This is a genomic window from Polymorphobacter fuscus, assembly GCF_011927825.1.
GTDB lineage: Bacteria > Pseudomonadota > Alphaproteobacteria > Sphingomonadales > Sphingomonadaceae > Sandarakinorhabdus > Sandarakinorhabdus fusca.
This window is the reverse complement of the sequence record NZ_JAATJI010000001.1, coordinates 2554336-2566969: the sequence shown is the minus strand read 5'-3', so window position 1 is coordinate 2566969 and position 12634 is coordinate 2554336. Positions and strand designations below refer to the sequence as shown.

General features: G+C 65.9%; 11 protein-coding genes. All 11 read left to right on the top strand.

Features of this window, described 5'->3' with window-relative positions:
- Positions 1–31: 31 nt before the first annotated feature.
- The 11 genes from thyA (at position 32) to GGQ62_RS12220 (ending at position 12634) form a co-directional block, all read left to right on the top strand.
- Positions 32–970 (top strand): thymidylate synthase, encoded by a 939-nt coding sequence (gene thyA / locus GGQ62_RS12270; protein ID WP_243446251.1) that lies wholly within the window; start codon positions 32–34, stop codon positions 968–970.
- Entirely contained in the window at positions 970–1467 is a 498-nt protein-coding gene (locus GGQ62_RS12265; protein WP_152578589.1) for a dihydrofolate reductase, read from the top strand. Before thyA ends, GGQ62_RS12265 begins: the two co-directional genes overlap by 1 nt.
- Positions 1468–1486: 19 nt before the next feature.
- Positions 1487–2701: a dipeptidase gene (locus tag GGQ62_RS12260; protein WP_243446250.1), complete on the top strand. Its 1215-nt coding sequence runs from the start codon at positions 1487–1489 to the stop codon at positions 2699–2701.
- 9 nt (positions 2702–2710) lie between these two features.
- Entirely contained in the window at positions 2711–3631 is a 921-nt protein-coding gene (locus GGQ62_RS12255) for a bifunctional riboflavin kinase/FAD synthetase (RefSeq protein WP_152578588.1), read from the top strand.
- Between the two features lie 65 nt (positions 3632–3696).
- Positions 3697–6702: an isoleucine--tRNA ligase gene (locus GGQ62_RS12250; RefSeq protein ID WP_152578587.1), complete on the top strand. Its 3006-nt coding sequence runs from the start codon at positions 3697–3699 to the stop codon at positions 6700–6702.
- Positions 6647–7192: a signal peptidase II gene (lspA, locus tag GGQ62_RS12245; RefSeq protein WP_152578586.1), complete on the top strand. Its 546-nt coding sequence runs from the start codon at positions 6647–6649 to the stop codon at positions 7190–7192. Before GGQ62_RS12250 ends, lspA begins: the two co-directional genes overlap by 56 nt.
- 5 nt (positions 7193–7197) lie before the next feature.
- Positions 7198–7620, top strand: coding sequence for a DUF3035 domain-containing protein (locus GGQ62_RS12240; protein ID WP_152578585.1), 423 nt, complete (start codon positions 7198–7200; stop codon positions 7618–7620).
- 52 nt (positions 7621–7672) lie between these two features.
- On the top strand, positions 7673–8890 hold the full coding sequence (locus GGQ62_RS12235) for an SAM-dependent methyltransferase (RefSeq protein ID WP_152578584.1): 1218 nt from the start codon (positions 7673–7675) through the stop codon (positions 8888–8890).
- Positions 8890–9762, top strand: a complete 873-nt coding sequence (locus GGQ62_RS12230) for a phytanoyl-CoA dioxygenase family protein (protein ID WP_152578583.1) — start codon at positions 8890–8892, stop codon at positions 9760–9762. Before GGQ62_RS12235 ends, GGQ62_RS12230 begins: the two co-directional genes overlap by 1 nt.
- 45 nt (positions 9763–9807) lie before the next feature.
- On the top strand, positions 9808–11331 hold the full coding sequence (locus GGQ62_RS12225; protein WP_152578582.1) for a S10 family peptidase: 1524 nt from the start codon (positions 9808–9810) through the stop codon (positions 11329–11331).
- Between the two features lie 73 nt (positions 11332–11404).
- Positions 11405–12634 carry an argininosuccinate synthase gene (locus GGQ62_RS12220; protein WP_152578581.1) on the top strand — a complete coding sequence of 410 codons (1230 nt, stop codon included), beginning with the start codon at positions 11405–11407 and terminating at the stop codon, positions 12632–12634.

Genomic DNA, 12634 nt, shown 5'->3' with positions numbered 1-12634 from the left:
CCGGCTCCGGCCCGGTCGCCGATAGAGAGCCATGACCGACGCCGCGACCAACCCCGCCGAGGGCCAGTATCTCGATCTGATGCGGCGCGTCTGGACCAGCGGCGCCGAACGCGACGACCGGACCGGCACCGGCACCAGGGCGCTGTTCGGCGAAACCATGCGCTTCGACCTGTCCGACGGCAGCATCCCGATCCTGACCACCAAGCGCGTGTTCTGGAAGCCGGCGGCGCGCGAGCTGCTGTGGTTCCTGTCGGGGGACCGCAACATCCGCCGCCTGGTCGAACAGGGTGTCCATATCTGGACGGACTGGCCGCTCGCCAAGTTCAACGCGACCAGCGGCGAAACGCTCGATCGCGATGCCTTCGAAGCGCGCATCGTCGACGATGCCGATTTCGCCGCGCGCTGGGGCGACCTGGGGCCGGTCTATGGCGCCCAATGGCGTCACTGGCCGCGCTATACGGCGACAAACGACGGCCTTTACCAGCGCGATCCAAGTGGAATCGACCAGATTGCAGAGCTTGTCCATGGATTGAGGCACAATCCTTCGAGCAGACGACACATTTTTACCGGCTGGAACGTTGCCGAACTCATCGATATGGCATTGCCTCCATGCCATATGACTTATCAATATTTTATCAGCGACAACAGGCTGTCAAGCATTCTTTACCAGCGCTCGTGCGATCTTGGCCTGGGCTTTGCCTTCAACATTTTCGAAGCGTCGTTGCTGTTGCGGATGCTGGCCCAGCAATGCGATCTCCTGCCCGGCGAAATTATCTGGATGGGCGCCGACTGCCACCTGTATCGCAACCACGCGCACCTCGTCGAAACCCAGCTGGCGCGCACGCCGCGCCCGTTCCCGCGGCTCGACTTCGCCCGGCGACCGGCCGACATCTTCGGCTATGCCATCGAGGATTTCCTCGTCACCGGCTATGATCCGCATCCCGCCATCGCAGCGCCGGTGGCGGTCTGATGGAGCTTGTCCTCGTCGTTGCCCGGGCGCGCAACGGTGTCATCGGCAATGCCGGCGGCATGCCCTGGCATATCCCCGCGGATCTCAAGCATTTCCGCCGACTGACCATCGGCAAGCCCGTCATCATGGGGCGCAAGACCTTCGATTCGATCGGCAAGCGCCTGCCGGGTCGCCACAATATCGTGCTGACGCGTGACCCCGGCTGGTGCGCCGAAGGCGTCACCACCGTCGCCAATCTGGCCGAGGCCGTCGCCGCCGCCGGGCTCGATCCGCGTGCCCGCGCCGACGCCATCATGGTCATCGGCGGCGCGCAAATCTATGCCGAGGCGCTGCCCAGCGCGACGCGGATCGCGCTGACCGAGATCGACGCCGCGCCGGCCGGTGACACCATCCTGCCCCCGTTCGACCCGGCGCGGTGGCGTGAAACCGCGCGCGAAGTCCACCCGGCCGCCGGGGATACGCCGGGCTTTGCCTTTGTGACGCTGACGCGCGCATAACCACGCCGGGGGGACCGACATGCCGATGAATCCGACGCTGAAACGCTGGGTGGTGCCCATCGCCATCATTGCGATCATGGTGCCGCCGGCGTTCTTCATCTTCGCGCCGAAACTGGTCGAGCAGTCGATGAACAAGATCGAGGGCAGCGGCATCTGGCCGGTGTCCGAACACGCCGCGGCACTGCACCGCCAGCTTGCCATCGTCGATCTGCATTCGGACACGCTGATGTGGAAGCGCCCGCTCGACGAGGCCAGCGACCGCGGCCATGTCGACCTGCCGCGGCTGGAGGCCGGCAATGTCGCGCTGCAGGTCTTTTCCAGCGTCACCAAGACCCCCAAGGGCCAGAATTACGAAGCCAACAGCGACAAGACCGACAATATCACGTTGCTTACCATCGCCCAGGCGCAGCCGCCGCGGACATGGACCTCGCTGCTCGAACGCTCGCTTTTCCACGCCGAAAAGCTGCGCGATGCCGAAGCTGCCGCGGGCGGCCGCTTGCGCATCATCCGGTCCCAGGCCGATCTCGACCGGCTGTTCCGGGACCGGGCCGCCGGCCGGCGGGTGACCGGCGCGCTGCTTTCGGTGGAAGGCGCGCAGGACCTAGAAGGCCGATTGTCGAATATCGACACGCTGTACGACGCCGGCTTCCGCATGATCGGGCTGGCGCATTTCTTCGACAACGAACTTGCCGGATCGATGCACGGCGAAGCCAAGTCCGGCCTGACGCCGCTCGGCCGGCAGGCGGTGGCGGCGATGGAGCGCAAGGGCATCATCGTCGACCTGGCGCACAGCAGCCACAAGACCTTCGCCGATGTCATGGCGATCGCCACCCGCCCGGTCGTCGTCAGCCATGGCGGGGTCAAGGCGACCTGCGACACCAACCGCAACCTGACCGACGACGAACTGCGGCTGCTGGCGCGGAACGGCGGCATGATCGGCATCGGTTACTGGGACGCCGCGGTCTGCGCCGCGACGCCGGCGGCGACCGCCAAGGCGATCCGCCATGTCCGCGACCTGGTCGGCATCCAGCACGTCGGGCTGGGTTCGGACTTCGACGGCGCCACCACCACCGGCTTCGACACGGCGCACATCGCCGCCGTCACCAGCGCGCTGGTCGATGCGGGGTTGAGCGACAACGAGATCGCCATGGTGATGGGCGGCAATGCCGCGCGCCTGCTCGGCCGCGGGATGGTGCCGAACGCCGCGCTGGCGTCGCCCGCACCGCAAGGCTAAGGCGCCATCATGGAGCGGATTACAAACGGGGCGATCCTGCCCGAGCGGTTTCGCGGCGGCATCGCGGCGCTGGGCAATTTCGATGGCTTTCACGCCGGCCACCAGGCCGTCGTCGGCGAGGCGCTGGCCCTTGCGCAGGCACGCGGCGTGCCGGCGCTGGTCGCCAGCTTCTCGCCGCACCCGGCGCGGCTGTTCCAGCCCGATCTGCCGCCCTTTGCACTGACGGCGGTGACGCAGCGGATGGACCTGCTCGCCGCCTTCGGCATCGACGCCACGGTGATGATCCCCTTCACCCGCGAGCTGGCGGCCCTGCCCGCCGACACCTTTGTCGAACAATGGCTGGTACGCCGGCTGGGCGTGACCGGCGTCGTCACCGGCAGCGATTTCACCTTCGGCCAGGGCCGCAGCGGCGATGTGGCGCAGCTGGCGACGCTCGGCGATCGGCTCGGCTTTACCGCCAGTGTCGTGTCGCCTGTCACCGACGCCGGCGGGGTCATCTCCTCGACCCGCATCCGCGCCGCCTTGCGTGCCGCCGACCCGGCGGGTGCTGCCGCGCTGCTGACCCGCCCCTATACGCTGCGCGGCACCGTCGAGCATGGCGCCAAGCTGGGCCGCACCCTGGGGTTCCCGACCGCCAACCAGCGGCTGGGCGATTATCAGCGGCCGGCCTATGGCGTCTATGCCGTCATGGTGCGCCTGCCCGGCGGGCAGCGGGTGAAGGGCGTTGCAAATCTGGGCATCCGCCCGATGATCGACCCGCCCGAGGAACTGCTCGAAACCTGGCTGATGGACTGGAGCGGCGATCTCTACGGCAAGGTCATCGAAGTCGAACTCGTCGCCTATCTGCGCCCCGAGATGAAACTCGACGGGCTCGACGCGCTCAAGGCACAGATCGCCGCCGATGCGGAGGCGGCGCGGGCGCTGCTCTGATGCCGCCCGCCGGCGGGGAGGAAAGGCTTCATTCTCCCGTCAATCACGTCTAGACACCGGCTGCCATGACCTTCCCCGATTACCGCGACACCGTCTTCCTGCCGAAGACCGATTTCCCGATGAAAGCCGGCCTGCCCGAAAAGGAGCCGCGCATCCTGGCGCGCTGGCAGGCGGAGGATATCTACGGTCAGCTGCGCGCCGCGCGAAAGGGCCGGCCGACGTTCATGCTTCATGACGGCCCGCCCTATGCCAATGGCGACATCCATATCGGCCATGCGATGCAGAAGACGCTGAAGGACCTCGTCGTCCGCACGCAGAGTCTGCTCGGCAAGGACGCGCCGTTCGTGCCTGGCTGGGATTGCCACGGCCTGCCGATCGAATGGAAGGTCGAGGAGGAATATCGCAAGCACAAGCGCAACAAGGACGAAGTGCCGGTGCGCGAGTTCCGCGCCGAATGCCGCGCCTATGCCCAGAAATGGGTCGATGTGCAGCGCGAACAGTTCAAGCGGCTGGGCATCGCCGGCCAATGGGACAAGCCCTATCTGACGATGGACTTCGCGTCGGAAGCGGTGATCGTGTCGGAACTGCTGAAGTTTGCGACCAGCGGGCAACTGTATCGCGGCGCCAAGCCGGTGATGTGGTCGCCGGTGGAAAAGACCGCGCTGGCGGAGGCCGAGGTCGAATATCATGACGTGGTGTCGACACAGATCGACGTGGCGTTCGAGATTGTGGAGTCGCCGATCGCCGAGTTGGTCGGCGCCCATGCGGTGATCTGGACGACGACGCCTTGGACGATCCCTGTCAATCAGGCGATCGCATACGGTCCCGACGTTGAGTATGTGCTTGTCGAACGAGGGACTGGCTTTTTGGGTTTTGAAGGGGACGAAGCCTTCCCTTATACGGACAAGTTCGATCCGAGCACCGCGAGTGGCTTAACGCCAGAGTTTTGGGATCATTTGAACGCCGCGCAGAAAAAGATCGCTGTTGCTCTCAAAGCAACTGGACTTGATCGGCTTCCCGCAAAAATCTTGGTAGCTCGCGAACTCTTGGAGCAAGTGAACAAGCGCTTGGCCGCTCAAGTCGCTCACATCGATTGGAAGGCCTACGGTCTGCAGGATGTGGTGATAGATTTCACCGATCCTAGAGACCGTGTTTTCAAAGGCTCCGACCTCGCCGGCACCATCGTTCGCCATCCCCTCCACCATCTCGGCGGCTTCTTCGCCACCCCGCGCCCCTTGCTGCCCGGCGATTTCGTCACCACCGACGCCGGCACCGGGCTCGTCCACATGGCACCCGACCATGGCGAGGATGATTTCCTCCTGTGCAAGGCGCACGAGATCGCGCCCGTCTTCGCCGTCACCGCCGACGGCACCTATCGCACCGACCGGCCCGACTGGCTGTGGCTGCAGGGTATGGGCAATGTCATCAGCGACAAGCTCAACAACCCCGAAGGCGCCATCTGCACCGCGCTGCGCGACGCCGGTGCGCTGCTGGCGGCGGCCAAGTACGAGCACAGCTATCCGCACAGCTGGCGGTCGAAGAAGAAGGTCATCTTCCGCTGCACCCCGCAATGGTTCATCCCGATGGACGAGCCCCACGGGAACGTCGACACGCTGCGCGACACCGCCACGGCGGCCATCGCCGCGACTCGCTTCGTTCCTGAAAAGGGCCGCAACCGCCTCGCCTCGATGGTCGCCGGGCGACCCGACTGGGTGATTTCACGCCAGCGTGCCTGGGGCGTGCCGATCACCCTGTTCGTCGACCGTGCCACGGGCCAGTATCTGCAGGACGCCGCCGTCAATGCCCGCATCGTCGCTGCCGTGCGCGAACATGGAGTCGATGCCTGGAACGCGGAGGATGCGCAGGCGTTGCTCGGCAACGACTACAGCCTCGCCGATTACGAGCAGGTCACCGACATTCTCGACGTCTGGTTCGATAGCGGCTGCACCCATGCCTTCGTCCTCGAAAGCGGCGAATGGCCCGAGCTGCGCTGGCCGGCCGACCTTTATCTCGAAGGCAGCGACCAGCATCGCGGCTGGTTCCAGTCGTCGCTGCTCGAAAGCTGCGGTACCCGCGGTCGTGCGCCATACAACGCCGTCCTCACCCATGGCATGACGCTCGACGCCAAGGGCTTCAAGCAATCGAAGTCGCTCGGCAACACCACCGACCCGGCCGTGCTGCTGCGCGACTATGGCGCCGACATCATCCGCCTGTGGACGGCGACCAGCGACACGACCGAGGATCACCGCATCGGCGATGAAATCCTGAAAGGCGTCGCCGACCAGTATCGCAAGATCCGCAACACCTTCCGCTATCTTCTCGGTGCGCTCGACGGCTTCGACGCGGCCGAACGGGTCGCACCCGCCGACATGCCCGAGCTGGAACGCTGGGTGCTGCACCGCCTCGCCGAGATCGATGCCGAGCTGCGCCGCGCGGTCGATGACTATGATTTCAGCGCCTATGTCACGGCACTGTCGACCTTCATCAACAACGACCTGTCGGCGTTCGTCTTCGATATTCGCAAGGATTCGCTCTATTGCGACGCCGCCGGCGACCCGAAGCGCCGCGCCTATCGCAGCCTGCTCGACACGCTGTTCCACGCGCTGACCCGCTGGTTCGCCCCGGTGCTGGTGTTCACCGCCGAGGAGATCTGGGGCACGCGCTTCCCCGCCGGCGGCTCGGTGCATCTGCTCGAATGGCCGGCGATCGACGCCGGCTGGCGCGACACGGCGCTGGCGGAACGCTGGGAGCGGCTGCGCGCACTGCGATCGCTCGCCACCATGGCGATCGAGCCGGCGCGGCGCGACAAGCTGATCGGGTCGAGCCTGGAAGCGCGCCTCGTCATCGGCGCCGGACATGCCGATGCGGCGTTGATCGCCAGCGTCGATTTCGCCGAACTGGCAATCGTCTCCGAAGTCGAGCTGCTCATCGACGCCGAGATCGAAACCGGAATCCGGGTGTCGACCGAAAAGAGCCATGATGCCCGGTGCGAGCGCTGCTGGCGCTATCTGCCCGATGTCGCCGAAGAGTCCGGCCTTTGTGGTCGCTGCGCCGGGGTGGTCGGTGCTTAACCCGCCGCCCGCCAGGGGCGCGCGCACCAGAAGCCTCGGTTTCGGCCTCGCGGCAATCGTCTTCCTTCTCGACCAGCTGAGCAAGGCCTGGATCCTCACCGGCATCCGCCTGCCCGAACGCGGCTATGTCGATGTCCTGCCCTTCTTCCGGCTGACCTATGTCGAGAATATCGGCGTTTCGATGGGGCTGTTCCGCGCCAACAGCGATATCGGCCGCTGGGCGCTGGTCGCCGTCACCGGCATCATCGCCGCCGCCGTCGCGGTCTGGATCACGCGGGAAAAGCAGCGCGCCGATGTGGTGGCGCTCGGCCTTGTCCTGGGCGGCGCGCTCGGCAACATCGTCGATCGCATCCGCTTCGGCTATGTCGTCGATTTCCTGCATTTTTTCTGGGGTGAGCGTAGTTTCTGGGTGTTCAACGTCGCAGATGCCGCCATCACCGCAGGTGTGCTATTGCTGCTCTATCGCGCACTCGTGGCGCCAAAAGGATGAACGACATGCGTAACCTTGTTCTGGTCACCGCCGCCGGCCTGGCGCTCGCCGCCTGCGGCAAGACGGGCCTTGCCTCGCACAATGCCCCCGACGAGCTGGCGATCAGCCGCAACGCGCCGCTGGTCGTGCCGCAGGACTTTGCACTGGCCCCGCCCAAGCCCGGCAGCGCCCGCCCGGTGGGCCAGGACGCGCAGAGCGCCGCGATGGAGGCGCTGTTCGGGCCCGGCGTCAAGCCGCCGCCGAAATCGCCCGCCGAACAGCAGCTGCTCGACCGCGCCGGCGCCGGCAACACCGACCCGGCGATCCGTTCCAATGCCGCCGACCCCAAGACGACGACCGTCAACAAGGGCGCGTTCGTGCGCGAAATCCTCGACGCGGCGCCCGGCAACCGCAACCCGGCGCTGGCGGAAGTCGTCTCCAAGGGCTGACCGCACGTCCATGAGCCTAGCCGACGCGCCTTACCCCCGTTAGATAGAGGCGATGTTTCTCCTCGACCGCCTTTTCAAGAAGATGATCCGTGACGGCGAACTGACCGTCATCGATGCCGCCGGCACCCGCCACGTGTATGGCGTCCCCAACCCCGGCAAGCCAGCGGTAACAGTGCGTTTCACCGACACGGGGGTCGCCAACCGCATCGCGCTCAACCCGGCGCTGGGCGCCGGCGAAGGCTATATGGACGGGCGGCTGGTCATCGAGCAGGGCGATATCCGCCAGCTCGTCGACCTCGTCACCTGGAACCTGCGCTGGCAGCGGGACAACCCGGTGCGCTTTGCGCTGTGGCGCCAGGCGAGCATCGCGGCGAAGATCGACCAGATCAACTTTGCCCGCCGGTCGAAACGCAACGTCGCCCATCATTACGACCTCGATGACCGGCTCTACGACCTGTTTCTCGACCCGCACCGCCAGTACAGCTGCGCCTATTTCGACACCCCCGACATGGGGCTCGACGAAGCGCAGGAAGCCAAGCTGGCGCATATCGCCGCCAAGCTCGACCTGAAGCCCGGCCAGCGCGTTCTCGACATCGGCTGCGGCTGGGGCGGCCTGGCGCGCTATCTCCACAAGGTGTCGGGGGCCGAGGTGCTGGGCGTGACGCTGTCGGAGGAACAGCTGAAATATGCCCGCGCCGAGGCGCAGCGGCAGGGCATGGGCGACAAGGTCAGGTTCGAATTGATCGACTATCGGTCGTTGACCGGCCAGTTCGACCGGATCGTGTCGGTCGGCATGTTCGAACATGTCGGCCTGCCGCATTTCAACCAGTTCTTCCAGACCGTCGAGGCGCTGCTGAAAACCGACGGCGTCGCACTGATCCACACCATCGCCCGCGCCGATGGCCCCGGCGCCACCGACCCCTGGACGGCGAAATACATCTTCCCCGGCGGCTATTCGCCGGCGCTGTCGCAGATCGTCCCGGCCGTCGAAAAGGCCTGGCTGTGGATTACCGACATCGAGGTGCTGCGGCTGCATTATGGCCATACCATCCGGCACTGGTATGACCGGTGCGAGGCCAGGAAGGCGGAGATCGTCGCGATCTATGACGAGCGCTTCTACCGGATGTGGATGTTCTACCTCGCCGCCGCCATGTCGGCGTTCTTCAACGATGGCCATATGAACGTCCAGATCCAGCTGACCAAGCGCCGCGATACGCTGCCGCTGCGCCGCGATTACATCGCCGCCGCCGAAGCCGCGATGCCGCGCTGATGCGCGTGCCGGATGCCGCGCTGGCCGAATTGCGCGACACCGGCTTTGCACGCGTGCCCAGCTTCGTTCCCGGCGACGTGCTGGCGGCAGCGCAGGACGCGCTGTGGACGGTCTTCCCGCGCCCTGCCGATTATTTCGCCGACCCGGCGGCGCACCGCGGCTTCGGCAAGAGCCAGTTTGCCGGCATCCGGCTGTTTCCCTACGCCGACCCGGCGCTCGACGCGCTGCCGGTGCTGCCCGACCTGATCGACGCCGCCGAACGCTTTCTGGGCGGCGCCGACATCGACCTCTACAAGGTCGAACTTTGGGCGAAATATGCCGGCGCCACCGATTATGACCAGCCGCATCATCGCGATTACGGCAACCATACACTGGTCGTCCCCCGCCCCGACCAGCCGCAGTTGACGACGATCATGCTGCTGTCCGATGTCGATGCCGGCTGTGCCCCGACCTGCGCCGTGCCCCTGCAGCACAGCGCCCATCTGCCGATGGTGCCGCAGATCCTCGCCCCCGGTGACCTGGTCGCGCATGAAGTCGCGTTGACCGGCAGCGCCGGCACGCTCATCCTCTACCGCACCGATGTCTTTCACCGCGGCAGCAACTTCACCGACGCCGAGGCCGCGCGCTTCATCCTGATGGCCGATTTCAAGCGGCGCGGCCGGCCCTGGACGGGCAAGATGGCGTGGCCCGACCAGGCCATCCGCCCCGGCTGGGCGACGGCCTTGGCGGCGATGACCGTCCGCCAGCGCGACCTGTTCGGTTTTCCGCCGCCGGGCAGCGATTACTGGACGGCGGAGACCCTCGCCGGCACTGCCGCGCGCTACCCGGACATGGACATGACCCCCTATGCCGAAGCGATCATAGCGGCCTGACAACAAGGCCTTGCTCCCCACAATGGGGCCGCTAAGGTCGCCGTCATGATCTTTCGCACCACGCTCGCCGCGCTTCTTCTCGCCACGGCCCTTGCTGCCCCCGCCATCGCCCAGGACGCCGACAAGCCGGCCCGGCCGGAGCGTAGCGAAAAGCCCGATGACCCCATTCCCGCCCCCAACCGGTCGGTGACGAAACACAGCGGCACGTTTGGCGGCAAGGCGATCAGCTACACCGCCACCGCCGGCGAAACCTATCTGCGCGACAAGGACGGCAAGCCGACCGCGGCGATCTTTTCCACCGCCTATATCAAGGACGGCCCGCGCGATCCAAAGCGCCCCATCACCTTCCTCTACAACGGCGGGCCGGGCTCCGGCTCGGTCTGGCTGCACATGGGCGCCTTCGGTCCCAAGCGCGTCCGCATACCCGATGCCAAGGACGATGGCGCGCCGCCCTATCCGATCACCGACAATCCCGACAGCCTGCTCGATGTCACCGACATCGTCTTTATCGATCCCGTCGGCACCGGCTTTTCGCACGCGCTCGGCAAGACCGACCCCAAGACCTTCTGGGGCGTGACCCAGGATGCCAGGTCGATCAGCGACTTCATCCGGCTGTGGCTGAACGACAATGGCCGCTGGAATTCGCCCAAGTTCATCGGCGGCGAAAGCTATGGCACCACGCGGTCGGCGGCGCTGATCAACGAGCTGGAAGGCCGCTACAACGACGTCGCGGTCAACGGCGTCATCCTCATCTCGACCATTCTGGACTTCGGCGCCGAGGCCGAAACCGAGGGCAACGAGATGCAATATGTCGTCACCCTGCCGTCGATGGCGGCCGTTGCCGCCTATCACAAGCACCTGCCCCAGCAGCCGGCAGCGCTCGAACCCTTTCTCGACGAGGCGCGCAATTTCGCGCGCGGGCCGTACATCACCGCATTGCTGAAGGGCAACCAGCTGCCGGCCGAGGAACGCGCCGCAGTGCGCCGCCAGCTGGCGGGTTTCACCGGGCTGTCGGAGGATTTTCTCGACAAGGCCAATCTGCGCGTCAGCTCCAACCGCTTCTACAAGGAGCTGCTGCGCGACCGCGGCACCAGCGTCGGCCGTCTCGATGCCCGCTACCTCGGTATCGATTACGACCGCGCCGGCGAAGGCCCCGACAACGACCCGAGCTTCTACGGCATCGACGGGTCATACACCGCCGCGATCAACAGCTGGGCGCGCGACGGCCTGGGCTACAAGACCGACCGCCAATATGTGACCATCGGCAGCGTCGGCCCGTGGGACTGGAAGCTGGGCGACGGCCGTGACGGCACCACCTATGTCAACGTCGCGCCCTATCTGTCGAAGGCACTGCGCGAAAACAGCGGCATGAAGATCTTCGTCGGCCAGGGCTATTACGACTTCGCGACGCCCTTCTTCGGCGCCGAACAATCGCTGACTCGCCCGGGCTTTCCCCAAGGCCGCGTCGAATTCCATTATTACGACGCCGGTCACATGATGTACGTCCGCGACGCCGACCTCGCCAAATTGTCGAAGGATGTGCGCGGCTTCATCGAGCGGCAGAAATAGCGGGCGCCGCCGGCATTCCCCTATCGCCATGCGCCCGCTATAGCCGCGCGCAAGCAACCGAAAGCCATCGCCCGTGACCAAGCCCGCTGCCCCCGTCAACCGTGTCGTCCTTGCCTATTCGGGCGGCCTCGACACGTCGGTGATCCTCAAATGGCTGCAGCAGACCTATGGCTGCGAAGTCGTCACCTTCACCGCCGACCTTGGTCAGGGCGAGGAGCTGGAGCCGGCGCGCGCCAAGGCGGTGATGATGGGCGTCAAGCCCGAGCATATCTTCATCGAGGACCTGCGCGAGGAGTTCGTGCGCGACTATGTCTTCCCGATGATGCGAGCCAATGCGCTGTACGAGGGGCTGTACCTGCTCGGTACCTCGATCGCGCGGCCGCTGATCGCCAAGAAGCAGATCGAGATTGCCCGCAAGGTGGGCGCCGATGCCGTCAGCCATGGCGCCACCGGCAAGGGCAATGACCAGGTCCGCTTCGAACTCGGCTATTATGCGCTGGCGCCGGACATCCGCATCATCGCGCCGTGGCGCGAATGGGACCTCAACAGCCGCGAAGCGCTGATCGCCTTTGCCGAAAGCCACCAGATCCCGGTGTCGAAGGACAAGCGCGGCGAAAGCCCGTTTTCGACCGATGCCAACCTGCTGCACACCTCGTCGGAGGGCAAGGTGCTCGAGGATCCGTGGAACGAAGTGCCGGACTATGTCTATTCGCGCACCGATTCCCCCGAAACCGCGCCCGACACGCCGCAATATATCACCATCGACTTCGAAGCCGGGGACCCGGTGGCGGTCGATGGCGAAGCGCTGTCGCCGGCCAGCCTGCTGGCGCGGCTCAACGACCTCGGCAAGACGCATGGCATCGGCCGGCTCGACCTGGTCGAGAACCGTTTCGTCGGCATGAAGTCGCGCGGCATGTACGAGACGCCGGGCGGCACCATTCTCCATCTCGCCCATCGCGGTATCGAGCAGATCACCCTCGACCGCGGCGCCGCGCATCTGAAGGACGAGCTGGCGCCGAAATATGCCCAGCTGCTCTACAACGGCTTCTGGTTCAGCCCCGAACGCGAGATGCTGCAGGCCGCCATCGACCATAGCCAGGCCAAGGTGTCGGGAACCGTCCGCCTGAAGCTCTACAAGGGCAATGTCGGCGTCGTCGGCCGCAAGTCGCCCAACAGCCTTTATTCGGCAGGCATCGTCACCTTCGAGGACGACGCCGGCGCCTATGACCAGCGCGACGCCGCCGGCTTCATCAAGCTCAACGCCCTGCGGCTGCGTCTGCTCGGCCGCCGCGACGGGCTGTAG

Excerpts from the sequence above, each read along its gene's own strand:
- thyA (WP_243446251.1), top strand. The coding sequence starts at position 32 with ATGACCGACGCCGCGACCAACCCCGCCGAGGGCCAGTATCTCGATCTG.
- GGQ62_RS12265 (WP_152578589.1), top strand. The coding sequence starts at position 970 with ATGGAGCTTGTCCTCGTCGTTGCCCGGGCGCGCAACGGTGTCATCGGC.
- GGQ62_RS12260 (WP_243446250.1), top strand. The coding sequence starts at position 1,487 with ATGCCGATGAATCCGACGCTGAAACGCTGGGTGGTGCCCATCGCCATC.
- GGQ62_RS12255 (WP_152578588.1), top strand. The coding sequence starts at position 2,711 with ATGGAGCGGATTACAAACGGGGCGATCCTGCCCGAGCGGTTTCGCGGC.
- GGQ62_RS12250 (WP_152578587.1), top strand. The coding sequence starts at position 3,697 with ATGACCTTCCCCGATTACCGCGACACCGTCTTCCTGCCGAAGACCGAT.
- lspA (WP_152578586.1), top strand. The coding sequence starts at position 6,647 with ATGTCGCCGAAGAGTCCGGCCTTTGTGGTCGCTGCGCCGGGGTGGTCG.
- GGQ62_RS12240 (WP_152578585.1), top strand. The coding sequence starts at position 7,198 with ATGCGTAACCTTGTTCTGGTCACCGCCGCCGGCCTGGCGCTCGCCGCC.
- GGQ62_RS12235 (WP_152578584.1), top strand. The coding sequence starts at position 7,673 with ATGTTTCTCCTCGACCGCCTTTTCAAGAAGATGATCCGTGACGGCGAA.
- GGQ62_RS12230 (WP_152578583.1), top strand. The coding sequence starts at position 8,890 with ATGCGCGTGCCGGATGCCGCGCTGGCCGAATTGCGCGACACCGGCTTT.
- GGQ62_RS12225 (WP_152578582.1), top strand. The coding sequence starts at position 9,808 with ATGATCTTTCGCACCACGCTCGCCGCGCTTCTTCTCGCCACGGCCCTT.